This is a genomic window from Devosia nitrariae (assembly GCF_030160115.1).
Taxonomy (GTDB): domain Bacteria; phylum Pseudomonadota; class Alphaproteobacteria; order Rhizobiales; family Devosiaceae; genus Devosia; species Devosia nitrariae.
Genome location: NZ_BSNS01000012.1, coordinates 94,651 through 117,170, shown reverse-complemented (window position 1 = coordinate 117,170; position 22,520 = coordinate 94,651). Strand labels below are relative to the sequence as shown.

22 protein-coding genes are annotated in these 22,520 nt (G+C 64.3%); 4 read left to right on the top strand and 18 right to left on the bottom strand.

The features are described from left to right. Positions 1-37: 37 nt before the first annotated feature. Together QQK18_RS14975 and QQK18_RS14970 are read right to left on the bottom strand one after the other, a co-directional pair. Positions 38-202, bottom strand: coding sequence for a DUF1328 domain-containing protein (locus QQK18_RS14975; protein WP_284341160.1), 165 nt, complete (start codon positions 200-202; stop codon positions 38-40). A gap of 114 nt (positions 203-316) precedes the next feature. Next, positions 317-1,111: a response regulator gene (locus tag QQK18_RS14970; RefSeq protein WP_284341159.1), complete on the bottom strand. Its 795-nt coding sequence runs from the start codon at positions 1,109-1,111 to the stop codon at positions 317-319. Positions 1,112-1,271: 160 nt separating this feature from the next. Here QQK18_RS14970 and QQK18_RS14965 point away from each other — a divergent pair, with 160 nt between their 5' ends. Continuing rightward, positions 1,272-1,475: a NepR family anti-sigma factor gene (locus QQK18_RS14965; RefSeq protein WP_284341158.1), complete on the top strand. Its 204-nt coding sequence runs from the start codon at positions 1,272-1,274 to the stop codon at positions 1,473-1,475. Between the two features lie 8 nt (positions 1,476-1,483). Continuing rightward, positions 1,484-2,035 (top strand): RNA polymerase sigma factor, encoded by a 552-nt coding sequence (locus QQK18_RS14960; RefSeq protein WP_284341157.1) that lies wholly within the window; start codon positions 1,484-1,486, stop codon positions 2,033-2,035. On the opposite strand, the gene QQK18_RS14955 is transcribed toward QQK18_RS14960, so the two are convergent. Further along, a complete protein-coding gene (locus QQK18_RS14955; protein WP_284341156.1) occupies positions 2,023-2,406 on the bottom strand; it encodes a response regulator in 384 nt (127 codons plus the stop codon). The genes QQK18_RS14960 and QQK18_RS14955 overlap by 13 nt on opposite strands. 132 nt (positions 2,407-2,538) lie before the next feature. On the opposite strand from QQK18_RS14955, the gene QQK18_RS14950 reads away from it, so the two are divergent. Together QQK18_RS14950 and QQK18_RS14945 are read left to right on the top strand one after the other, a co-directional pair. Beyond that, positions 2,539-3,315 (top strand): Crp/Fnr family transcriptional regulator, encoded by a 777-nt coding sequence (locus QQK18_RS14950; RefSeq protein WP_284341155.1) that lies wholly within the window; start codon positions 2,539-2,541, stop codon positions 3,313-3,315. Between the two features lie 148 nt (positions 3,316-3,463). Beyond that, a complete protein-coding gene (locus tag QQK18_RS14945) occupies positions 3,464-4,933 on the top strand; it encodes a sensor histidine kinase (RefSeq protein WP_284341154.1) in 1,470 nt (489 codons plus the stop codon). Positions 4,934-4,953: 20 nt separating this feature from the next. Here the strand turns inward: QQK18_RS14945 and QQK18_RS14940 are convergent, their stop codons facing one another. From QQK18_RS14940 to QQK18_RS14870, 15 genes are all read right to left on the bottom strand, one after another. Next, entirely contained in the window at positions 4,954-5,391 is a 438-nt protein-coding gene (locus QQK18_RS14940; RefSeq protein ID WP_284341153.1) for a hypothetical protein, read from the bottom strand. A gap of 4 nt (positions 5,392-5,395) precedes the next feature. Continuing rightward, positions 5,396-5,758 (bottom strand): ElaB/YgaM/YqjD family protein, encoded by a 363-nt coding sequence (locus QQK18_RS14935; RefSeq protein WP_284341152.1) that lies wholly within the window; start codon positions 5,756-5,758, stop codon positions 5,396-5,398. 214 nt (positions 5,759-5,972) lie between these two features. Further along, positions 5,973-6,131, bottom strand: a complete 159-nt coding sequence (locus QQK18_RS14930; RefSeq protein ID WP_284341151.1) for a DUF3309 family protein — start codon at positions 6,129-6,131, stop codon at positions 5,973-5,975. Positions 6,132-6,171: 40 nt separating this feature from the next. Next, positions 6,172-6,333 carry a hypothetical protein gene (locus QQK18_RS14925; RefSeq protein ID WP_284341150.1) on the bottom strand — a complete coding sequence of 54 codons (162 nt, stop codon included), beginning with the start codon at positions 6,331-6,333 and terminating at the stop codon, positions 6,172-6,174. 137 nt (positions 6,334-6,470) lie between these two features. Continuing rightward, entirely contained in the window at positions 6,471-7,349 is an 879-nt protein-coding gene (locus QQK18_RS14920; protein WP_284341149.1) for a transglutaminase family protein, read from the bottom strand. A 5-nt stretch (positions 7,350-7,354) separates the two neighbouring features. Further along, on the bottom strand, positions 7,355-9,760 hold the full coding sequence (locus tag QQK18_RS14915) for a circularly permuted type 2 ATP-grasp protein (RefSeq protein WP_284341148.1): 2,406 nt from the start codon (positions 9,758-9,760) through the stop codon (positions 7,355-7,357). 9 nt (positions 9,761-9,769) lie between these two features. Further along, entirely contained in the window at positions 9,770-13,132 is a 3,363-nt protein-coding gene (locus QQK18_RS14910) for a transglutaminase family protein (protein WP_284341147.1), read from the bottom strand. Positions 13,133-13,212: 80 nt separating this feature from the next. Continuing rightward, complete coding sequence (locus QQK18_RS14905; RefSeq protein WP_379996023.1) at positions 13,213-14,799, bottom strand: FGGY-family carbohydrate kinase; 1,587 nt, start codon at positions 14,797-14,799, stop codon at positions 13,213-13,215. Between the two features lie 4 nt (positions 14,800-14,803). After that, positions 14,804-15,493 carry an HAD family hydrolase gene (locus QQK18_RS14900; RefSeq protein ID WP_284341145.1) on the bottom strand — a complete coding sequence of 230 codons (690 nt, stop codon included), beginning with the start codon at positions 15,491-15,493 and terminating at the stop codon, positions 14,804-14,806. 3 nt (positions 15,494-15,496) lie between these two features. Continuing rightward, complete coding sequence (locus QQK18_RS14895) at positions 15,497-16,975, bottom strand: mannitol dehydrogenase family protein (RefSeq protein WP_284341144.1); 1,479 nt, start codon at positions 16,973-16,975, stop codon at positions 15,497-15,499. Between the two features lie 12 nt (positions 16,976-16,987). Further along, positions 16,988-17,992: an ABC transporter ATP-binding protein gene (locus QQK18_RS14890; protein WP_284341143.1), complete on the bottom strand. Its 1,005-nt coding sequence runs from the start codon at positions 17,990-17,992 to the stop codon at positions 16,988-16,990. A 12-nt stretch (positions 17,993-18,004) separates the two neighbouring features. After that, the gene (locus tag QQK18_RS14885; RefSeq protein ID WP_284341142.1) at positions 18,005-18,835 is read right to left on the bottom strand and encodes a carbohydrate ABC transporter permease; all 831 of its coding nucleotides are present in this window, start codon (positions 18,833-18,835) and stop codon (positions 18,005-18,007) included. 166 nt (positions 18,836-19,001) lie between these two features. Beyond that, positions 19,002-19,874 (bottom strand): carbohydrate ABC transporter permease, encoded by an 873-nt coding sequence (locus QQK18_RS14880; RefSeq protein WP_284341141.1) that lies wholly within the window; start codon positions 19,872-19,874, stop codon positions 19,002-19,004. Between the two features lie 155 nt (positions 19,875-20,029). Continuing rightward, positions 20,030-21,340, bottom strand: coding sequence for an ABC transporter substrate-binding protein (locus QQK18_RS14875; RefSeq protein WP_284341140.1), 1,311 nt, complete (start codon positions 21,338-21,340; stop codon positions 20,030-20,032). A gap of 193 nt (positions 21,341-21,533) precedes the next feature. Next, complete coding sequence (locus QQK18_RS14870; RefSeq protein WP_284341139.1) at positions 21,534-22,490, bottom strand: sugar-binding transcriptional regulator; 957 nt, start codon at positions 22,488-22,490, stop codon at positions 21,534-21,536. Between the last annotated feature and the right edge of the window lie 30 nt (positions 22,491-22,520).

The following is a 22,520-nucleotide window of genomic DNA, read 5'->3' as shown; positions in this document are numbered from 1 at the left end:
CGGCGGGGCGTTTCGTCTGGCGGCCTCAAGGCTAGAGTCAGGTGCGGCGGATCAGGCCAACGATGAGCGAGATGACGAGGAACGCGAGGAACAGGAAGAACAGGATCTGCGCAATGCCAGCCGAAGCGCCGGCAATGCCGCCGAACCCGAGCACACCGGCGATGAGGGCGATGACGAGAAACACGAGGGCATAGTAAAGCATCGGTGCCTCCTTACATTTGCCTTGTGGCTAAACGGGTGGTGGCGGCGCGGGTTCCTGCCCGAACAGGAAAAGGCCGGAGCGCTCCGGCCTTTTTCAGATTCGCTGATGGAGACGTCAGGCTGCCGCCCGCGACCCCTCGTTGAAGAACAGGGCTTGGCTGATCAGGGCCTTGACCATATCCGGATTGAACGGCTTGGTGACGAGGAAGGTCGGCTCGGGCCGCTCGCCGGTCAACAGTCGCTCGGGGAAGGCGGTGATGAAGATTACCGGCACCGAGTGGAAATTGAGGATGTCGTTGACCGCATCGATGCCCGAGCTGCCGTCAGCAAGCTGGATATCGGCAAGGATCATCTTAGGCTGGGTTTTGGTGAAGAGGCTGACCGCTTCCTTATGCGTACGTGCGATGCTCACCACCTTGTGTCCCAGACCCTCGACGAGCTGCTCGATGTCCATGGCGATCAGCGGCTCGTCCTCGATGATCATGATCTCGGTGGCCACCTGCCGGGAAATCTCGACTGAAGCCTCTTCGAGAAGTCCGGAGAATTCGTCTTCAGTCAAATCGAGTACCTCGGCGGCCTGGCTCGGTGAGAACCCTTCCACGGCCACCAGCAGGAAGGCCTGGCGCGGTCTTGGTGCGAGATTGGCGAGGTTGCTGGCCGCCTGCTGCTCCCAGCCGAGGCTCGAGAGTGCCGCCGGGGCGTCGACCGCCGAAGACGAGAACAGAGCCGAAAAGAGTTTATAAAGAGCGATCCTGTCGTTCGAGGCTTCCGGGAACAGGGAGACGTCGGCGATCAAGGCTTCAAGGGTGGCCGCGACATAGGCGTCACCCGAATTCTGCGAACCGGTAGCCGCGCGGGCAAAACGGCGCAAGTAAGGCAGATGCGGAGCGATCCGCGTGGACAATGTCATGAAGGACTCCCCTGAGACGCATATTCGGTCATGAACACTTTTAACGGCAGGACGTTCACGATAGTTCCCTTCGTTCGGAACTTTCCCCTATCTGGGACATTCTGTGTCGGAAGAAGTGTAGGTTCGGGACGGCTAGGTTTATATGATAAAGGATAGAACGATGATCCAGCGGCGGGGAAAGCTCCTCCCTGGCCAGCGGGACGAAGGATTGGGTCCTAATACCGAAATCGGTTCGCGGCTGAGGGCGCTCTACGGGTCGGTGCAGGAAGAGGTGGTGCCGGAGCGCCTGCTCGATCTGCTCGAGAAACTCGATAGCGCCGAGGCCGCGCAGCGCATGGCACAGCGCGCGTCCGATCAGGAGTGAGCCGAAAAATGGCGGAAAACTCCTCGTTCAAACGGGAAATGCTGGCGACGCTGCCGAGTCTGCGCGCCTTTGCGGTGTCGCTCACGGGACGACACGACAAGGCGGACGATTTGGTGCAGGACACCATCATGAAAGCTTGGGCCAAGCAGGACAGCTTCGAGATGGGCACCAACATCAAGGCCTGGCTGTTCACCATCCTGCGCAATGAATTCTACAGCCAGATGCGCAAACGTGGCCGTGAGGTTCAGGACAGCGAGGGTGCCTTTACCGAGCGACTTTCGGTGCACCCGTCCCAATATGGGGCCATGGACCTCGAGGATTTCAAGAAGGCGCTCGATTCCCTGCCGGCCGACCAGCGCGAGGCGATCATCCTCATCGGTGCTTCCGGGTTTTCTTACGAGGAAGCGGCCGAGATCTGCGATTGCGCCATCGGCACCATGAAGAGCCGGGTCAGTCGTGCACGGGTGCGCCTGCAGGAACTTCTCGAGATCAGCGGCGAGGCTGACTATGGTCCCGACGCGGTCTCGGCGCAGGTCACCACACATTCTCATTCCAGCTGAGACAGGCTCGTCTTAGCCAGAGTGGCCCGAAGGGCGGCCAGAAACTGCGCTTGGCTGAAAGGCTTGAGCAGCACCGGTACATGCTCGAGGTCCACCAGAAGAAGGTTCGCCTGCAGCTCGGTGCTGGTCATCACGCAGGGGACCCCATGCGCAACGAGCCTGCGAGCGAGATCTGGTCCGTCCGAATCGCTTGGTGCAATTTCGATGATGGCCAGGTCAACGGCGGGTAAGGACCCGGCGATCTTGGACACCTCACCGGCCGAACGGGCGAATATGATGTTGCGGGCGTTCTCACCGGCCAGGTTGCGCTGGATGTCGAGCGCAATCAGCACTTCCCCCTCGACGATCAGGATGGTCTTGTCTTCTAGCATTTCGCTCCGCCATTGTTGCGGGTCAAAAGGGGCGTACCTGACGGATTTGTCATTTAACTTTGACGTGTCGGACCACGCCTGCCGCGTGGAGGAGCCGAAAGAGCGCTTTCGGCCGGTGAGGTGATCGGGGCGATGAACGAAGTCTCGTTGGGCAATGGCCGGCGTATCCTGGGCAATGGCCAGCGCATTCCGTGCGAAGAGTGCCCATTACGCATCACGCCGCATTTTCGCCCGTTCGAGCCGTCCGAACTCGAGTTCGTCTCGTCGTTCAAAACGGGCGAGCTGGTCGCCGAGGCGGGTGCGGGCATCCTTTCCGAAGGCACGAACAACGCCGCGCTCTATACCGTCCTTTCCGGGTGGGCCTTCCGCTACAAGACCCTCGAGGATGGGCGACGGCAGGTTCTCAACTACCTGTTGCCCGGGGATTTGGTTGGCCTGCAAGGTCCGGTCATGGGCGAACTCGACCACTCGGTCGAGGCGTTGTCGAATCTTGTCCTCTGCGTTTTCCAGCGTAACCGGCTACACGACCTCTTCGCCAGTCATCCGGGCCTTGGGTTCGATGTCACCTGGCTCGCATCACGCGAAGAACGAATGCTCGATGCGCACCTGTTAAGCCTTGGACGTCGCACCGCGCTCGAGCGGGCCGCCTATCTTATTGCATTCCTTTACCAGCGTGCCCTTGCGGTCGGCATGGTCAGCAAGAAAAGCCCGCGCATACCCATCACTCAACTCCTGGTAGCCGACACACTTGGGTTGTCGATTGTTCACACGAACAAGACGCTGCGGAAACTTTCCGTGCGCGGGCTCATCGTTTGGCACGGAGGCGCGTGCGAAGTGAGCGACTTCCACGGCTTGATGAAAATGGCAGGGGCGACGCCTGACGAGGATCGCAAGCGCCCGCTGATCTGAACTGCCTCGGCTGCGGCGCAATTGGGATAGTTGCAGGTCAACTTTGGGAACAAAGACCGTATGGTAGCGTTGGGCGCGTAATCCGAAGAACGACAGGACTACCGTGATCGAATCGAGCGCCCCTCTTCCAGATGCTGTCAGGGCGGTGGTGAACGATATTTCGCGTCGGGAAGTGCTCGCCGCGCTCGAGATCATGGATACCGGCGAGGATAGCGACTTCGACCGGCTGGCGCGGGTGGCCGGTCGGTTGTTCGGCGTCGAGTTCGCCCTGGTTACGCTCGTCGACGAGCACCGCCAATGGGCCAAGGCGCGCATCGGACCGCCTGAGCTCAGCGAGATGGCGGTCGAGCATTCCTTCTGCGCCCACGCGATCGCTGCGCTCGAGAGCGATCACCTCGTCGTGACGGACCTGGCAAGCGACAAGCGCTTTGCCCATCACCCCATGGTTGCCGGTCCGCCGGGCCTGCGGTTCTATGCCGGGGCGCCGCTCGTGGTGCGTGGGCAGCGACTGGGGACGCTCTGCGTCCTCGACCGCGTCACGGTCAACGCACCGCAGGGGGCGATCGCCCAGCTCGTCGACCTGGCGGACGTTGCCGCCAAGCTTATCGAACTCAAGGACGAGGCGCGGGTGAGGGCCCGCACCGCGGCCGAGCTGATGCGCGAGGAGTGGCGGCACGCCTTGACCCTGGAGGCAGGCAAGGTCGGTAGCTGGGTGTGGGACGTGCGTAACGGAGACGTGTCGTGCAACGACACCTTTCGGCGTATGCATGGCTTACCCGAGACTGGTGCCGTTTCCTTCGAAGAGGTGCTGGCGGCAATCGAGCCGGCCGATATGGCAAAGGTGCGCGAGGCGATCGGTGCGTCGTTCGATGCGGGAGTCGACTATGCCTGCGAGATGCGCATCGCGGCAACGGGACGGTGGCTCAGCGTGCGCGGACGTGTTTACCAGCGCGATGCCTCGGGCCAGCCGTTGATTATGATGGGCGCCAGCCTCGACGTCACCGAGGCCCGCGAGTCGGCCGAACGCACGCGCTCACTCCTGCGCGAGCTCAATCATCGGGTCAAGAATACGCTGGCGGTGATTCAGTCGGTCGCGCGCCAGACCATCGGGGAGAATCCCGAGCCGCAGGCGTTCATTGCTGCCTTTTCGGGGCGGCTGCGGACGCTTTCGGACGCGCATGTGCTGCTTGCCGATCGCGACTGGGCGGGGGTGCATCTCTACGACGTCATTGCCGGACAGCTAGGCCCCGACTTCCTCACCAGACCGGACCGGGCCAGTGTAGCCGGCGAAGACATATTGCTGCCGGCCGATCACGCGCTGGGGCTGGGGCTCATTCTCCACGAACTGACCACCAATGCGCATCTGCACGGCGCCTGGTCGAACGAGGAGGGAGTGGTCGATATCCGGTGGGAGGTGCGCAGGCAGCCCGTGACGGGACTGGCTCTGACCTGGAGGGAGGCGGGAGGACCTGCGGTTGCCCAGCCGGCGACGCCGGGCCTCGGCACGCGGCTCATCGAGCGGAGCCTCTCCAAGGTGCTCGACAGCCGGGTAACGCTCACCTTCGAACCCGACGGGGTGCGGGCCGACGTCTGGATGCCCCTGCCAGCGAGCTTCTGAGTCGCCGCCTTGCTGGCCGCCTATTCGTCCGGCCCCGCACGGCTCGAATCGCGCAAAAGCATGAAGGCGAGAATTGCGGCTACCGGAATCATTGCCTTGCCGAGCGGCGAGCGCAGCAGGGTTGGAACGGCCGTCGCCGCGGCGGTGGCGATCAGCGCGGTAGTCTCGCCCTTGCGCCGCCGCTCGCGTTCGCGCCGGCGGCGCTCGCCCGCCCCGATCCGGCTGCCGATGTAAACCGCAAGGGCTAGGGCCAAGGCACCGGCGCAGATGATCAGCGCGGCGATAAGCGGGTCCGTGGCTGCCGAGAGGGCGACGTATCCGGCAACGAGCGCGAAGGTCAGCCCGATGAGGAGGAGCAGTGCGATCGCGCCGTTGACGATTACACTGCGTCTCAGTTCATCGGTGAGCGCCTCCACCTCGATGCCGAAAATGCCGGCAAGGGTGGTGAGAAAGGCCATGGTCCTAACGGCGGGTAAGCAGGGCGAGCAGGAAGCCGATGCCAATGGCGCTGGCCATGGCCGTCAGCGGCTTTTCTCGAATGGTGCTTTTGAGCTCGGTCTGGAATTCGCCGGCCTGACCTTGCACGTCCTCCAGGAGGTGCTGGGCCTGGCGCTGGAGATGACGGACTTCGCCTGTGGCCGTGTCGCGCGCCTCTGACACCTTGTCGCCGCTCAGCCTCGCCAGCGTGTCGGCAATACTCTTGAGGTCGGCCTGGAGCTGTCCGATCTGCTCCTCCAGGCTCTGTTGTTTGCTGCCCGTAGTTCGAGGCGTGCCGTTGCCGCTCTTGGCGCGGCCCGCCGCGGGACCCGTGGTGGCGTCGGCCATGATCAAACCCTCCTTGTAAATTGGTTTGCGGTTCAACGTATTTGAAGCCGGGCGGTTCCTTGCCCTTCCGCCCGTGGAGAAAATCGCTCCGGTCGGGGGGACCGGAGCGATCAGGTGCGGGCTTGAAGGGGGCGGCCTAAGCCCGCTGGGGTGCCGATCCCGTGCGTGGGATGCCGCTATTGCGGCAGGCGCCCTGATGGAATGTCCGGTCCGGTCAGACCCGGCCCATGAGAACAAGGATGAGCACGATCACCAGGATCACGCCGAGGATGCCCGAGGGGAAATAGCCGAAGCCGCGCGAGTAGCCCCAGGTGGGCAGGGCGCCGATCAGCAACAAAATCAGAATGATGATGAGAATTGTGCCTAATGTCATGGGAACTCTCCTTCTTGTGACGCTAAAGTTCCAGGCCTTGCTAGATCAGCACCAGCAAGAGAACCGTCGCGGCGGCTAGAACGATGGCTGCCGGCGTGAGGCTCAGCAGAACATCCATCGTGCCAATACGCGCGTCGTAGGCGATGCCCGGCTGCGTTCCAGCTCGATTGCCGTCCGTGATCGAGTATTGCGTTCTGGTCATTTTCGATCTCCCCCGAATAGTAACCGGAGGTTTATCCGGTCCGGCTTCATCCGTTCGGCCGCAGCTTTACTGCGCTGCACGGGGGAAACGGCGACAAAAGGAAATAGTTCCGGCTCGTGCGGCGGAACGACAGGCCGCTATTCTACGCGTACCACGTCCACGGCCTGCTTAGCCTCGTGTGATCCGCTGGTCTTGAGTACCCCCACGATCGGCGAGATGTCGGCGTAGTCGCGGCCGTGGCCGATGGTGATATGGTCGGGGCCCGCGAGCATGGCATTGGTCGGATCGAATTCGATCCAGCCGACGTCCAGCCCGCACCAGGCGCGCACCCAGGCGTGCATGGCGTCGGCGCCTTCGAGGCGCGGTTTGCCCTGTGGCGGATTGGTGCGCAGGAACCCGCTGACATAGCCGGCCGGGATGCCAACACCGCGCAAGCCGGCGATCATGACGTGGGCGAAGTCCTGGCAGACGCCTTTCCTGAGGGCGAAGGCCTCGGCTGGCGTCGTTGCCACGTCCGTTGCGCCGCTCTCATAAACGAAATCGCGGTTGATGGTCATGCAGAAGTCGGTCACCGCCGCCTGAACCGACATGGTGCGCACGACCGACTGGCGGGCATATTCGGTCATGACCGGATCGATGTCGACGCGCGGAGAGGGGGCGAGGAAATGGTGGGGGGAATCCGGGGCAAGCGACCAGATGCGCCCCATGTCCTGCTCAAGCCGATCGAGGGTGGGCGAGAGGTCGGCGGGCGGATGGATGTCCTCGACGAAGACGCGGGCGGAAAGACGGATATCGAGAGCGTCGTGCGCGTCCCGGAAGACGATGGCGGTGACGTGGTTGCCAAAGAAATCGACGAACTGGGTTTCGGCCAGGGGCTTGGGATCGTAGCGCAGCGATGCGGCGATCACCCGCTGAATGCCGGAGATCGAAGCCGGCGTGACGCGCACCAGGTGGCGCCCACCCTGCACGGGAGCGTCATAGTCGTAGTGCAGTTCGAGGCGCACGTCGTAAAGCATGGCGTTCAGGTGAAATAGGCCGTGGCAATGAGGTTGGAGAGCATGCCGATGTTGCCGGCGAGCTTCTCCAGGGCGTCCTGGCTCATGCTGCTTGGCTCGGCGATGACGAGGTCGGTGTGGAGTTGCAGCGCAAGCTTGGCGGCCGGAGAAAGCTGGCCGTCGTCGATGCCGCCCGGGAGCGTCTCGAGCTGGACGCGCAACTCGGCAAGCTGGAAGATCACCGAGCGCGGATTGAGCGGGTCGAGCACCAGCAGGTCGAGAGTGCTCTGGGTGCCCGCGCTCACCGAATAGCGCCGACGGTGGGACATGACGCTGTCGCCGATCTCGAGCAGCATCTCGACCGCCCCGTCGGGGGCGTTCTTGCCGGTGAACCAGCCGCTTACCCGCGCGATCTGGATGCCGCGCTCGAGCCTGCGGCCGAGCTCGAGGAACCGCCAACCGGCAAAACGATACATATTTTCATGCACGAGACCGGAAAAACCGGCGAGCTTGCGAAGCAACACGGTCATGGCGCGGGTGGCATCATCCCCCGGCTGCACGCGCGTGCCGAAGCGCTGGGCGGTTTTCTGCAGGTCGTTGAGTGCCAGCCACCCGTCGGGCGAGAAGCGGTCGCGGATCTGGCCTGCACTGAGGACTGCGCTGTCGATCGCCTGCAGGAGGCCCCGCGGCAGCGCTTCGGCCGCATCGATGTCGATGGCCTCGAGATAGGCGCGCGTGTGCTTCAAAAGCGGGATGTCCGGGTTGGAGAGCTCGGCCAGCCGCGCGTTGTAGGCGCGCAGGATCCTCACCATTGCCTCGCAGCGCTCGGCATAGCGGCCGAGCCAGATGAGGTTGTCGGCCGCCCGGCTCGGGAGGCTCCCCGCTGGATTGCGCATGAGCTTCTCGCCCTCGCGCGGCAGCAAGGAGATCTGCTCAACGGGCGAGGAACTGATCACCCAGACGTCGGCGGCCTGGCCGCCGCGCTGCATGGCGATGGCAGTGGTGTCGAGCGAAGAGCCGACACGGGCGAACCCTCCGGGCATGATGGTCCAGCCGTGCTCGCCGCGCGCTGCATAGACGCGCAGCGTAATCGGGCGCGGCACCAGCTTGCCCTCGACATAGACCGGGGCCGTGGAAAGCTGCACCGGCTCCTGACCTACATAGTGCGCGCCGCTTGCGGCCAACCGCTCCTTGAGCGTCCGCTTTTGGTGTTCGGGGATACCGGCACCGAGCGCGGTGCCGCGCAAGTCGTCGAATGGCAGGCTCGTCGAGAAAGCCGGCCCGATCATCATGGCGTCGAAATTGTCGAGGACATGCTGGCGTTCGGCGTCCTGGCCGCACCACCAGGTGGCGATCTCGGGCAGCAGCAGGTCCTGGCCGAGAATGGCGCTGGCAAGTCGCGGCATGAACGCGGAAAGCGCCCGCGTCTCGAGAATGCCCGAGCCCACCGCGTTGATCATCGAAATCGATCCGTTGCGCAGCGCTTCGACCATGCCGGGCGTGCCGATGCGGCTGTCGTAGCGCAGTTCCAGCGGGTCGATGAAGGACGCGTCCATGCGGCGCCAGAGCACGGTGATGGGCTTGAGGCCGGCGACGGTGCGCACCATCACCTGTCCGTTCTCGACGACCAGATCCTCGCCCTCGAGCAGCATGAAGCCGAGATAACGGGCGATATAGGCGTGCTCGAAATAGGTTTCGTTGTGCTGGCCGGGCGTGAGTATGCCGACGCGGCCCTCGAGGCGCTTACCCTGGGCCAGCAACGCGTCGCGGAAATCGCGAAAGAACCCGGCAAGGCGGTGGATGTTCATGCCCGCGTAGATGTCCGAAAGCGCGCGTGTCGTGGCGACCCGGTTCTCGAGGGCAAAGCCCGCGCCCGAGGGGGTCTGTGTGCGGTCGCCCAGGACCCACCAGGCGCCGTCGGGTCCACGTCCGAGCTCGAAGGCACAGAAATGCAGGTAATGGCCGCTCGCCGGCTTGATGCCGACGAGCGGTCGCATGAATTCGGGATTGCGGGCGATGAGATCAGGCGGCAGCAGTCCACGGGCGACCAGCTCGTTGGCCCCATAGATGTCGGCGAGGATCCGTTCGAGCAACTCGGCGCGCTGCTTCAAGCCCTCGGTGATCGTCAGCCATTCGCTCTCGTCGAGCAGCAGGGGAATGTGGGCCAGCGGCCAGGCGCGCTCCTTGCCTTCGGCACCGTCGTACTTGCGATAGAAGACGCCGGCGTCGCGCAGGTATTGATCGGCGCGCTCGAAGCGGGCGGCGAGCTCCTCGGGGCCCAGCGTATCGAAGGCGGTCATCAGCGCGGCCCAGCCGGGACGCAAATTGCCGTCGGCATCGATCATCTCGTCTGGCACGCCGGGCAGCAGGGCATAATCCTCGATCAGCTTCAGATCGCCTGGCGCCTGGGCGCTGGTCTCTTGATTCCGCATGTCCATGCCTCAGGTGAAGCGTGCCGGGCGGCGCAGGTCAAGCGTCAGCGGAAAATCGTCGGAAGTCCTTTCGGCCGCCAGTGGGTAGGGGCCCGCGGTATGATCCTGCGGCACGAACCGCGCTAGCCGCCTCGCCTCGGCTTCATTGCCGTTGACCGGGAAAGTTTCGTAGTTGCGTCCACCCGGGTGCGCGACATGATAAACGCAGCCCGCCACTGGCCGTTGCGTCCAGGTGTCGTAGATATCGAAGACCAGCGGCGCGTTGACCGGCAGCACCGGGTGCATGCCGGAGGCGGGCTGCCATGCCTTGTAGCGGACACCAGCGACCAAGACTCCGGCCGTCGCCGTCTTCTTGAGCGGCACCCGGCGTCGGTTGCAGGCGACGGCGTAGCGCTCGGGGTCGGCGCCCTCGAAGCGCACCTCAAGGCGTTCGACCGAAGAGTCGACGAAGCGCACCGTGCCGCCGATGGCGCCTTGCTCGCCCATCACGTGCCAGGGCTCCAGCGCCTGGCGCAGTTCCAGCTTCATGCCCTGGTATTCGACCTCCCCGCAGAAGGGGAAGCGGAACTCGAGCTGAGCGGCATACCAATCGGGCTCAAGGGCGAAGTCGTGGCTGTCGAGGTCGGCCAGCACGTCGAGGAAATCCTGCCAGACGTAGTAAGGCAGCATGAAACGATCGTGGAGACTCGTGCCCCAGCGGGTGAAGCGGCCATCCAGCGGATCGGTCCAGCAGCGGGCAATAAGGGCGCGCAGGAGGATCTGCTGGGCAAGGCTCATACGCGCGTTGGGCGGCATCTCGAAACCGCGGAACTCGACGAGCCCAAGCCGGCCGGTTGGGCCGTCGGGTGAATAAAGCTTGTCGACGCAGATCTCCGAGCGGTGGGTGTTGCCGGTCACGTCGACGAGCAGGTTGCGAAAGAGCCTGTCGGTCAGCCACGGCCGCGGCGCCTCGCCCTCACCCGGAAACGGCACTTGGGCCAGTGCGATCTCGAGCTCGTAGAGGCTGTCGTGCCGCGCCTCGTCGATGCGTGGCGCCTGGCTCGTCGGACCGATGAAAAGGCCCGAGAAAAGGTAGGAGAGCGAGGGGTGGCGCTGCCAGTAGAGCACCAGGCTCTTCAACAGGTCCGGGCGCCTCAGGAAGGGGCTATCGCCCGGCGCCGCGCCGCCGACGACCACATGGTTGCCTCCGCCCGTGCCGGTGTGGCGCCCGTCGATCATGAACTTGTCTGCGCCCAGGCGTGCCAGCCGCGCTTCCTCGTAGATGGCGGTCGTGGTTTCGACGCACTCGTCCCAGTTGCTCGCCGGGTGGATATTGACCTCGACGACGCCGGGATCGGGGGCGACGCGGATGACGTTGAGGCGCGCGTCGTTTGGAGGCGGATAGCCCTCGACGTGGATGGGCAACCCTACATCCCTGGCTGCAGCCTCTGCCGCGGCGATCAGTTCCAAATAATCCTCGAGCGCGGAAACCGGCGGCAGGAAGACGCAGAGCCGGCCGTCGCGCACCTCGACCGTCAGTGCCGTGCGCACGGTGGAATCGATCTCGTCGAGCACCTGCTCGTTGATCTGCTGGCCTCGCGTCGCGGCGGTGAACGAGGCCTCCTGCTGGGCGCGCGGGTCGGCCTTGTGGCCCGGACCCGGGGCCTCGGCGGTAGCGGCCAGGAACGCGTCGGGCTCAGGCAGGTCACCGCGCGGCACCAAAGGATCGACCGGCACGACATGTGGATAGGCCGTGCCGTCGAGAAAGCGCAGGGAGCTCAACGGCAGGCGATAGCCGGCGGCGCTGTCGCCGGGGGCGAGGAAGAGCTTGCCGCGTCGCGTCTTCCACTTTTCGGTGATCCAGCGCCGGTCGGTCGCCAGCGCGTTCCAGCGCTGGATGGGGAGCACGAACCCGGTCGGCTCGGTCAGGCCGCGGGCAAAGACCGTGGCGATGCGCGCCCGCTCCTCGGGATCATTGAGCCTGGAATTGGCCGGATCGACGTTTTCCGGGAGTTGGGCTTCCTTCAGTATCCACTCGCCCGGGTCCTCATAGGCCGGATCGATGGTGTCGCCCGCCAGTCCCAGATTGTGAGCAATGGCGCCGACGAGCCTTTGGGCATCCTCAGGTTTGGCGTCGGTCCTGGTGCCCTCGCGGGCGATGAGGTCCTGGTCCTGCCAGACCGGTTTACCATCGGCGCGCCAGTAGAGCGAGAAGGTCCAGCGCGGCAGGCTCTCGCCCGGGTACCATTTGCCCTGTCCGAAATGCAGGAGACCGTCCGGCGCGAAGCGGTCGCGGAGGCGCCGGATAAGGTCGTCGGCGCGCTGGCGCTTGGTCGGACCGACCGCCGCCGTGTTCCACTCCTCACTCTCGAAATCGTCGATCGAAACGAAGGTCGGCTCGCCGCCCATGGTCAGGCGCACATCGCCCTCGGCAAGCGCCTCGTCGACCTTGCGGCCGAGCGCATTGAGACGCTCCCAGGCGTCATCCGAGAAGGGCTTGGTGATGCGCGGGTGCTCGGCAATGCGCGTCACCTTCATGTCGAAGGAGAAATCGACCTCGGCGTAGCTGGCAAGGCCCGAGATCGGCGCGGCGTTGCGATAATGCGGCGTTGCGGCGAGCGGTATGTGACTCTCGCCGGTCAGCAGGCCAGAGGTCGGGTCGAGCCCGATCCAACCGGCGCCGGGGAGATAGACCTCGCACCAGGCGTGGAGATCGGTGAAGTCGTGGTCGGTGCCGGGCGGACCGTCGAGGGAGACGAGGTCTGGCTTCAACTGGATGAGGTAGCCGGACACGAAGCGGGCGGCAAAGCCCAGATGCCGCAGGGCCTCGACCAGCAGCCAGCCGGTGTCGCGGCAGGAGCCCTGCGCGGCGGCGAGCGTCTCCTCTGGCATGTAGACGCCCGGCTCCATGCGCACGATATAGCCGATCTGCTGCTGCAGACGGGCGTTGAGGCCGGTGACGAAGGTGACGGTGTTGGTCGGGGTCCGATCGATGGAGTCGAGGAATTGCTGCAGCAGCGGTCCGGCCGGCTGCGGCTTCATATAGATCGAAAGGTCCTCGCGCAGCTCTTGCGGATAGTCGAATGGCCAGGTCTCGCCGCTCTCTTCGACGAAAAAGTCGAAGGGATTGTAGATGGTCATGTCGGCGACGAGATCGACCTCGATCTTCAGCTCGGTCACAGGCTCGGGAAAGACGAAGCGGGCAAGGAAGTTGCCGTAGGGATCCTGCTGGACGTTAACGAAGTGCTTGGTCGGCGTCACTCGCAGCGAGTGGCTCAACACCTTGGTCTTGGAGTGTGGAGCCGGCTGCAGCCGGATGACCTGGGGCTGGAGGACGACCGGCCGATCATATCTGTAGTGCGTCAGGTGATAGACGGCAGCTTTGATGGACATGCTGACGCACGCTCGCTATTCGGCCACAAAGCTCTTCCCGCAAAGGAGCTTAACCGGAGACGGCCGCCGCTGCTAGCCACCTAGCGCATGGCATCGATCGCTTGACGGTGCTTGAGCATTTCGAGAAATATCCGGTAATCCCTGTCGAACTGCGCGCGTGCTGTCGGGGCGGGCGCTCGTTCGCTTCCGCCTTGATGCATGGCAGCGCAGGCGGCGTCGAGCCGGGGAAAGAGGCCGGCTGCGGTCGCCGCGACCATTGCCATGCCAAGCAGCGTTGCGTCCTTCGTGCCAGGCTCGACCACCGTGCAACCTGTTGCGTCCGCGTAGAGCTCCATCAGCAGCGGGTTCTTGGTGTGGCCACCGGTCACGAGCAGCGTGTCGATGGCATAGCCTTTGGTGTTGAGCGTCTCGAGGATGTGCCGCACCCCGAGCGCGATGGAGATGGCCGTGCGCCAGTAGAGCCGGCAGAGGCTGTCGAAGTCGCTGTCGAGGGCCAGCCCGGAAATGACGCCCAGCGCCTGCGGGTCGGCGAGCGGAGAGCGGTTGCCGTGGAAATCGGGCAGGACATGCAGGCGACGTGCAAGCGCCAGGCCTTCGTTCCGGCGCAGTTCCATCACTCGTTCACAGATCCGCCGATGCATTTGCGCGTTGGGCTCGCCGCCCGCCCCGTGCCAGCGGATGACATGGTCGAGCAGCGCGCCGGTCGCTGACTGGCCGCCTTCATTCAGCCAGGCGCCGGGGAGGACACCGCCATAGAAAGGTCCCCAGACCCCGGCGGTCGGCCGCGCCCCGTCCGAGAGCGCCATGACACAGCTCGAAGTGCCGGCGATTAGCGCCAGGTGCCGGTCGAGGGTTTCGACGTCGCCGGCGAAGGCGCCGAGAACGCCCAGCGCCCCGGCATGGGCATCGATGAGCCCCGCGCCGACCCGGCAGGCGGTGGTCAATCCCAGCTCCTCGGCCGCCTTCGCGGTCAAGGGCCCGAGATCGGTGCCGACCTGGCTCGCCTTTTCCGGCAGCCGCCCCTTCTCGATCATGTCTTCGATGCCGACCTCGGCAAGGAAGTCGCGTTGCCAGCCGGGCTCGGTGTGACCGAGATAGGTCCACTTGCAGGTCAGCGTCGATTGGCTGCGCGCGAGGTTCTCCGTCGCCTTCCAGGAGAGGAAATCGGTAAGGTCGAACAGATACCCGATGCGTGCCCAGCTCTGCGGCATATGGCGCTTCAGCCACATGAGCTTTGGCACTTCCATTTCCGGCGACATCACTCCACCGACATAGTCGAGGACCAGGTGACCGGTGCGGGTGCATTCCTCGGCCTCGGCGAGGGCGCGGTGGTCGAGCCAGACGATGGTGTCCCAGCGGTCCTCGCCGCTCGACGAGACGGTCAGCGGATTGCCGCCTGCGTCGCGCACCACCAGCGAGCAGGTCGCATCGAAACCGATGCCGACCACATCCTCGGGTCGCGCTCCTGCCGTCGCCAAGGCTTCGCGCACTGCGGCACAGACGGCCGACCAGATCTGTTCGCTGTCGTGCTCGGCGAAATTGGCGTCCGGGCGGTTCATGGCAATGGGATGTTCGGCCCGGCCAAGCAGTTCGCCGGTGGGCGTCACGACTCCGGCGCGCGCACTCCCCGTGCCAACGTCGACACCCACCAGCAGCTTTTCCATCAATCCCTCAGCGTGCCGTCTTCTTGCTTTGGCGCGAGCCTACAAGATCGGGAAGCGACTGCATATCATCGAAGATGGCATCGGGTGCGAGCGCCTCCATCACTGCCCTGAGGTCCGCCGGTTCCGCATGGCTGCCGCCGAGATAGCCGAAGACGCGCATGCCTGCGGCCCGGGCCGCGGTAATACCGGCAGGGCTGTCCTCGATGACGAGGCAGCGAGCGGGTGCGGTGTTCATCGCCGCGGCTGCATAGAGGAACAGGTCCGGCGCCGGCTTGCCGTTCTCGACCATGGTTGCCGAGAAAATGTTGGGCTCGAAATAGGCAAGCAGCCCGGTGAGCTCGAGGCTGAGGCGGATACGCTCGGGCTGGCTCGACGAGGCGACGCAGAAAGGACTCTCGAGGCGTTCGAGCGTCTGGGATGTGCCCGATGTCGCACGCAGCTCCTTGCGAAAGAGCGCGTAGAGCTCGCCGCGCATGGTCTCGAGCGCATGCGCTCCGAGCGGCACGCCGTGGCTCTCTTCGAGACTGGCCGAGATCGAGGCGAGCGAGCGGCCGAGATAGTCGCGATAAGCCACATCGGGGTCGAGCGTCAGGCCTTGCCTCGCGATCGCGGCAATCAGCGCGCGCATGGCGAGCGGCTCACTGTCGACCAGCACGCCATCGCAATCGAAGATGATGAGTTGGGGCCTAAAGTCCATCGCTCAGAACGTGCCTGCCAGGTACCGCGTCAGCGTCTCGCGCGTGCCCGCACTCCAGAGCGCCGTCAGTGAGTGGGTGAACGCCTCAATAAAGCGCGTGTCGCGCCCGACATCACCGTAGATGTCTGTCATTTCCAGCCACGCACTGGGTTTCTCCCTGGCGCGGCGGGCCTGCGCCGTCAGCCGCTCCCAACTCGGGTCATTGGGCTCGATTGTCTGGCCACTTTCGGTCTCGCCATAGCAGTAACGGCACCAGAGAGCGCCGACGAGGGCGAGGCCGGTGATCGAAGCGCCCGCCTCCAGCCGGTCGGCGACCGAGGGCAGGATGAACTTGGGCTGGCGGTTCGATCCGTCGAGCGCCAGTCGGCGTACGGTGTCGCCGATCTTGGGGTTGGAGAAGCGCTTCTGGCAGAGTGCGTGATAGTCGTCGAGGTCCGTGTCGGGCACGGGCGGCACGACGGGGATGATCTCGTCGCGTTCGACCTTGGTGAGGAAGTCGCGCACTAGCGGTTCTTCCATCGCTTCGTGAACGAAATGGATGTCCATCAGCCCCGCCGGATAGGCAATGGTTGCGTGGCCGCCATTGAGAATGCGGATCTTCATCAGTTCGTAGGGCGAGACGTCCGGCACGAACTGCGCGCCGACCTTTTCCAGCGCCGGGCGTCCGGACGGGAAATTGTCCTCCAGCACCCATTGCTTGAACTTCTCGCAAAAGACCGGCCACTGATCGTCGATGCCGAACCCATCGGCAAGGATCTGCCGCTCGCGGGCGGTGGTGGTCGGCGTGATGCGGTCGACCATGCCGTTGGGAAAGGCGACCTCCGCCTCCACCCAGTCGGCGAGCGCCGGGTCGAAAAGCCTGGCGAGCCCGGCAACGGCGTCGCGGGTCACGTGCCCGTTGTGAGGGATGTTGTCGCAGCTCATCACGGTAAAGGGCGCGATGCCTGCCGTCCGGCGCCGCATCAGTCCGGCGAGGATGAGGCCGAAGGCGGTTTTCGGGGCCTCCATATGCGCGGCATCGTGGGCAATTTCGGGGTGCTCAGGATTGAATTTCTGCGTCGCTGGATCGATGAAGTAGCCGCCCTCGGTGATGGTCAGCGAGACGATGCGTATGGCCGGGTCAGCAAGGTGGGCAAGGATGGCGACGCTGTCAGCGGGCTTCACATAGTCGATCATGGCGCCGGTCACCCGGGCGGTGGTGCCTTCAGCCTCCTGCTCGACGACCGTCGTCAGCCAGTCCTGGGCCATCAGCTTCTCGCGCATGGCCTCATCGGCCTCACGAACGCCCGAGCCAACAAGCGCCCAGTCGAGTCCCTCGCCCAGATTAAAGAGGGCATCGAGATAGACTGCCTGATGAGCCCGATGGAAGTTGCCGACCCCGAAATGGAAGATGCCGGCAGTCAGCTGATCCCGGCGATAGGCGGGCACGCTGGCGCGCGATGCGATCTCGGAAAGGGCGCCGGCGGCAAGTCGGGTGGTCATTGGTCAAGTCCTTCAGGCGGCGAGTGCGTTGCCGTCCGCGCCGAAGCGGTAGATGCGCTGCGGATCGGGTGTGAGGTAGACGGTCTCGCCGTGCTCATATGTTTCCTCGCCGCCGGTGCGCGCGGTGACCAGGCCGATGCCATCGAGATGGATGTGGAGGAAGGTGTCGGAGCCGAGCTGCTCGGCGACGCTCACCGTTCCCTTCCAGGTGCCTGAGGTCTTGGAGAGGGCAAAGTGCTCGGGCCGCACACCGATGGCGTGAGCATTGTGCTTAGCCGCCTCCGCCCCGTCGACGAAGTTCATCTTGGGGCTGCCGATGAAACCGGCGACGAACCGGTTGGCGGGGGTGCGATATAGCTCGAGAGGCGTGCCGAACTGTTCGACATTGCCGGCATTCAATACGACGATCCGATCGGCCATGGTCATGGCTTCGACCTGGTCGTGGGTCACGTAGATCATGGTCGTCTGCAACTGCTGGTGCAGCTCGGTGATCTCCAGACGCATGTTGACGCGCAGCGCCGCGTCGAGGTTGGAGAGCGGCTCGTCGAAGAGAAAGGCCTTGGGTTCGCGCACGATAGCACGGCCGATGGCGACGCGCTGGCGCTGGCCGCCAGAAAGGGCGCGCGGGCGCCGGTCGAGATAGTCGGAAAGGTTCAGGGTGCGGGCGGCGTACTCGACCTTCTGGTCGATCACCTCCTTGCTGGCCTTGGCCATTTTCAGGGGGAAGGCGATGTTGTCGCGCACGCTCATATGCGGGTAGAGCGCGTAGCTCTGAAAGACCATGGCGAGCCCGCGCCGCGCTGGTGGCGCGTCGGTCATGTCCTGCCCATCGAGCAGGATCCGACCGTTGGTCGTATCCTCGAGGCCGGCGATCAGGCGCAGGAGTGTCGACTTCCCGCAGCCGGAGGGGCCGACGAAGACGACGAACTCGCCATCGTTGATCTCGAGCGAGATGTCGGGGATGACCTGCACCTCGCCGAAGGACTTGTTGACGTTCTGAAGGGAGATGGAACCCATTTCTTTGTCCTTCTATTTCACGGCGCCGAAGGTGAGGCCACGCACGAGCTGCCTCTGGCTGAACCAGCCGAGCAGCAGGATCGGGGCGATGGCGAGGAGCGAAGCCGCCGACAGCTTGGCGAGGAACAGGCCTTGCGGGCTCGAGAACGACGAGATGAAAGCGGTGAGCGTGCCGGCCCGTCCAGAGGTCAGGGTGATGGTCCAGAAGGCCTCGTTCCAGGCAAGGATGACATTGAGAAGAAGCGTCGAAGCGATACCGGGCACCGCCATCGGCACCAGCACATAGACGATCTCGTTCCAGAGTTCGGCCCCGTCCATGCGCGCCGCCTCGAGGATGTCGACCGGGATCTCCTTGAAATAGGTGTAGAGCATCCAAACGATAATCGGCAGGTTGATCAGCGTCATGATGACGGTCAACCCATGCACGGTGTCGAGCAGCCGCAGGTCCCGGAAGATGAGATAGATCGGGATCAACACGCCGACGGCCGGCATCATCTTGGTCGAGAGCATCCACATCAGGATGTCCTTGGTGCGCTTGCTCGGAGCGAAGGCCATGGACCAGGCGGCGGGAATGGCGATGGCAAGGCCGATCAGGGTCGAGCCGACCGAGACGATGATCGAGTTGATCGCGTGCTTGATGTAATCCGAGCGATCCTGCACGGCCTCAAAATTGTCGAGAGTGAAAGTCCGCGGCAGGAAGGTCGGCGGTGAGGCGATGGCTTCGGCCTCGGTCTTGAAGGCGGTGAGCGCGGTCCAGAGGATCGGCGCGAAAATCAGGAGCGCGACGAGCCAGGCGCCGATGGTGAAGCCGATTCTGGATTGCGTCGAGACGTTGCGGGCCATGGTTCAGCTCCTTGCCTCGGTTGTAGGGGCGGTCACCCCCCTCCCATCCTCCCCCACGAGGGGGGAGGTGCCGCATCGTGCTCGTTGCACAATCCAGCCCCAAACACCGGGCCACACCTCCCCCCTTGTGGGGGAGGATGGGAGGGGGGTGTGCACTATCGCCAGGTCAAGCATCCAAATTCCTCCCCACCGCACGCATCAGGAAGATGGCGACGATGTTGGCGATGATGACGGCGACGACGCCTCCGGCAGAGCCGGCGCCGATGTCGTTGGAGAGAATGCCGGTGCGGAAGACGAGATAGGCGATGTTGGTCGAGGCATAGCCCGGCCCGCCGCCGGTGGTGACGCGGATCTCGGCGAAGATGCCGAGAAGGAAGATCGTCTGGATGAGGATGACGATGGTGATGGCGCGCGCCAGGTGCGGCAGGATGATGTAGCGGAAACGGTTGGCGGCATTGGCGCCGTCCATCTCGGCTGCCTCACGCTGCTCTTCGGACAGCGACTGCAGCGCAGTCAGCAGAATGAGCGTTGCAAATGGCAGCCACTGCCAGGCAACTATAATGATGATCGAGAACAGCGGGTACTGGGCAAACCAGTCGACCGGCGGCAGGCCGAGCCAGCGCGCCAGGTGCCCGAGCATGCCGTAGCCGGGGTGCATGAAGCCGTTCTTCCAAATGAGCGCGGCGACCGGCGGCATGACGAAGAAGGGCGAGATGACCAGGATGCGCAGAATCCCCTGGCCCCAAACCGGCTGGTCGAGCAGCAGGGCAATGAAGGTCCCGCCGACTATGGTGATGACGAGCACGCCGCCCACCAGCAGCAGCGTATTGACAAGAGCCTGGGTGAAGGACGGGTCGCCGATGACGTAGGTGTAGTTGGCCCAGCCGGCAAAGCCGGTCATCATCGGGTTGATCAGCGAATAGTTCTGGAACGAGAACCACAGGGTCATCGCCAGCGGCACGGCCATCCAGATGAGGAGCACGATGACGGCGGGAGCCATCATGGTGCGGGCCAGAGCCCGGGTCTGCCGTGTCGCCATTTCGTCCTCCCGTCGATCGGTTGGCACGGCGCCTTTGTAGCGTCCGTGAAAGCGGCCAGTCCGCAGTAGTCTTGCGTTCGTGCCGCACTCTTACGAAGATCAGGAAGGGTGGGGGGAGCAGCGGACCTCCTCCCACCCTCGTCTCGGGAGGAGCTCTACTTGACGTATCCGGCCCGCGTCATGTCGCGCAGCGTTGCCGCCTGCGCCTGAGCCAATGCGTCATCGACCGACATCTGCCCGGCGAGCACTGCCGAGAAGAGCTGACCGACATTGGTACCGATCCCCTGGAATTCGGGGATGGCGACGAACTGCACACCCACATATGGCACCGGGTCGACCGTCGGATTGTTCGGATCGGCGGCGTTGATCGAGTCGAGCGTCATCTGCGCGAAGGGCGCGGCATCCTGGTATTCCGGGTTTTCGTAGAGCGAGGTGCGCGTGCCCGGCGGCACGTTGGCCCAACCCTCCTCGGCGGCGACCAGTTCGAGATAGGCCTTGCTCGTCGCCCAGTTGATGAACTGAGCAGCCGCCTCGTGTTGCTGGCTGCCGGTCGGGATCGCCAGCGACCAGGCCCAGAGCCAGTTGGCACGCTTGCCAAGCCCGTTATCGGGGGCGAGGGCGAAACCGACCTGATCGGCGACGGTCGAGTCATCGGGGTTGGTCACGAACGAGGCGGCAACGGTGGCATCGATCCACATGCCGCACTTGCCCTGCTGGAAGAGCGTCAGGTTCTCGTTGAAACCGTTGGAGGAGGCGCCCGAGGGGCCGGCGTCGTTCATCAGCGAGATGTAGAAGTCGAGCGTTTCCTTCCATTCGGGCTGGTCGAACTGCGGCTGCCAGTTCTCGTCGAACCAGCGGGCGCCGAAGGAGTTGGACATGGCAGTCAGGAATGCCATGTTCTCGCCCCAGCCGGCCTTGCCGCGCAGGCAGATGCCGTTGATGTCGTTGTCCCGGTCGGTCATGGCACGGGCGGCCTCGGCGATGAAGTCCCAGGTCGGAGCTTCGGGCATTTCAAGCCCGGCGCTCTCCATCAAGTCGGTGCGATACATGATGAACGAGCTCTCGCCGTAGAACGGGGCCGCATAGAGCGTGCCGTCGACGGATAGCCCGTCGCGGATGGGCGGCAGCAGGTCGTCGACATCGTATTCGGGGTCGTCGCCGAGCGCGTCGAGCGGCACCAGCCATTCCTGGCGCGCCCAGATCGGCACTTCATAGGTGCCGATGGTCATGACGTCGTACTGGCCACCATTGGTGGCGATGTCGGTGGTCACGTTCTGGCGGAGCGTGTTTTCCTCGAGAACCACCCAGTTGAGCTCGATGCCGGTTTCCTCGGTGAACCGGTCCGATAGACCCTGCATGCGGATCATGTCGCCGTTATTGACGGTTGCGATGGTGATGGTCTGGGCCGAGGCCGTACCGGCGAGCGCAAGGGTAAGGGCGCCCACGAAAAGGGGTGTGAGTTTCATTGATGTCCTCCCGTCGATCAAAGCGAGCATTTGCTTCGACAATGGGCAAATACTCACTTGGGCGCCGCAAAATGTCAAGCCTGGATGCAGAGCGATCCGCTGGTCATGGCGCAGAGCAAGTGCGCGAGCGATCGTAGCCGCACCAGGTGATTGTCCCTGACGTTTATCGCAGTGCACTGATAATGTGTAGGTTCTAGTCCAGAAGCAGCGCTCCCGCCGTCGACTCATTGGTGATGAGGCCGTTGACGAGGCGTCGATTAAGAGCTGCGCGGATGCCGGGCAATTTCTGTTCGCCGACGGCAATTGCCACGACAAGTGAACCCTCACGCGAAGGCAATGGCGCACTGGCGACGCGGTCGTTGGTCAGCCCCTCGATGAGGCGGCCGTCGTCATCGAAAGCCCATCCGCAGATTTCACCGACGGCGCCTGCCTTCTGCAGCGCTTTGAGTTCGGCCTCGTTGATGAAGCCATCGAGGAAGAGCGGCGCCTGAGGGCCGAGATCGCCAAGGCCGACGAAGCTCACGTCCGCCTCGGCCGAGAGGGCAAGCGTTTCGCGGATCATCGGCTGACCATGCAAAAGTTCACGCTCGCGCGTAGACGAGGCGATGACCGGGAGCGGCATGGGAAAGCTCCTGGCTTTGACCGTGTCGGCGACGTTGAAAATGACGTTGTAGAAGGCGGCCGAGCCGTCCGGAGCGATGCTGCCGGTCAGCGCCACGACCTTGTGGTGTGGGCATTCCATGGGTGTGAGTTGTTCGATGGCCGCCTTCAAAGTGCGCCCGGTGCCGATGGCCATGACGATCGGCTCGGCCGACTTCAGCCATTTCTCGATCTCGGCGGCGGCGGCCTCGGCAACGCCAAGCGTCGTCGATGGATTGGCCGGATCGCTCGGTACCACCTCGGCGAGGTCGAGGGCGAAGCGGGACTTCAATCGCGCGGCAAGATCCATGCAGCGTCCGATCGGGTGATCGAGGCGCACCTTGATCAGCCCCTCGCTCACAGAAAGCGAGACGAGGCGCTGCGCCGACTGGCGCGAGATGCCGAGCTTGGCCGCGATCTCCTCCTGGGTGTTGCCGGCCACGTAATAGAGCCACCCGGCGCGGGCGGCATCGTCGAGCCGGCTGGCGCTGTTGTCGTTGCGGGCGGACATCGGAGCTCCCTGGAGCGTGGAGGCGGCGGG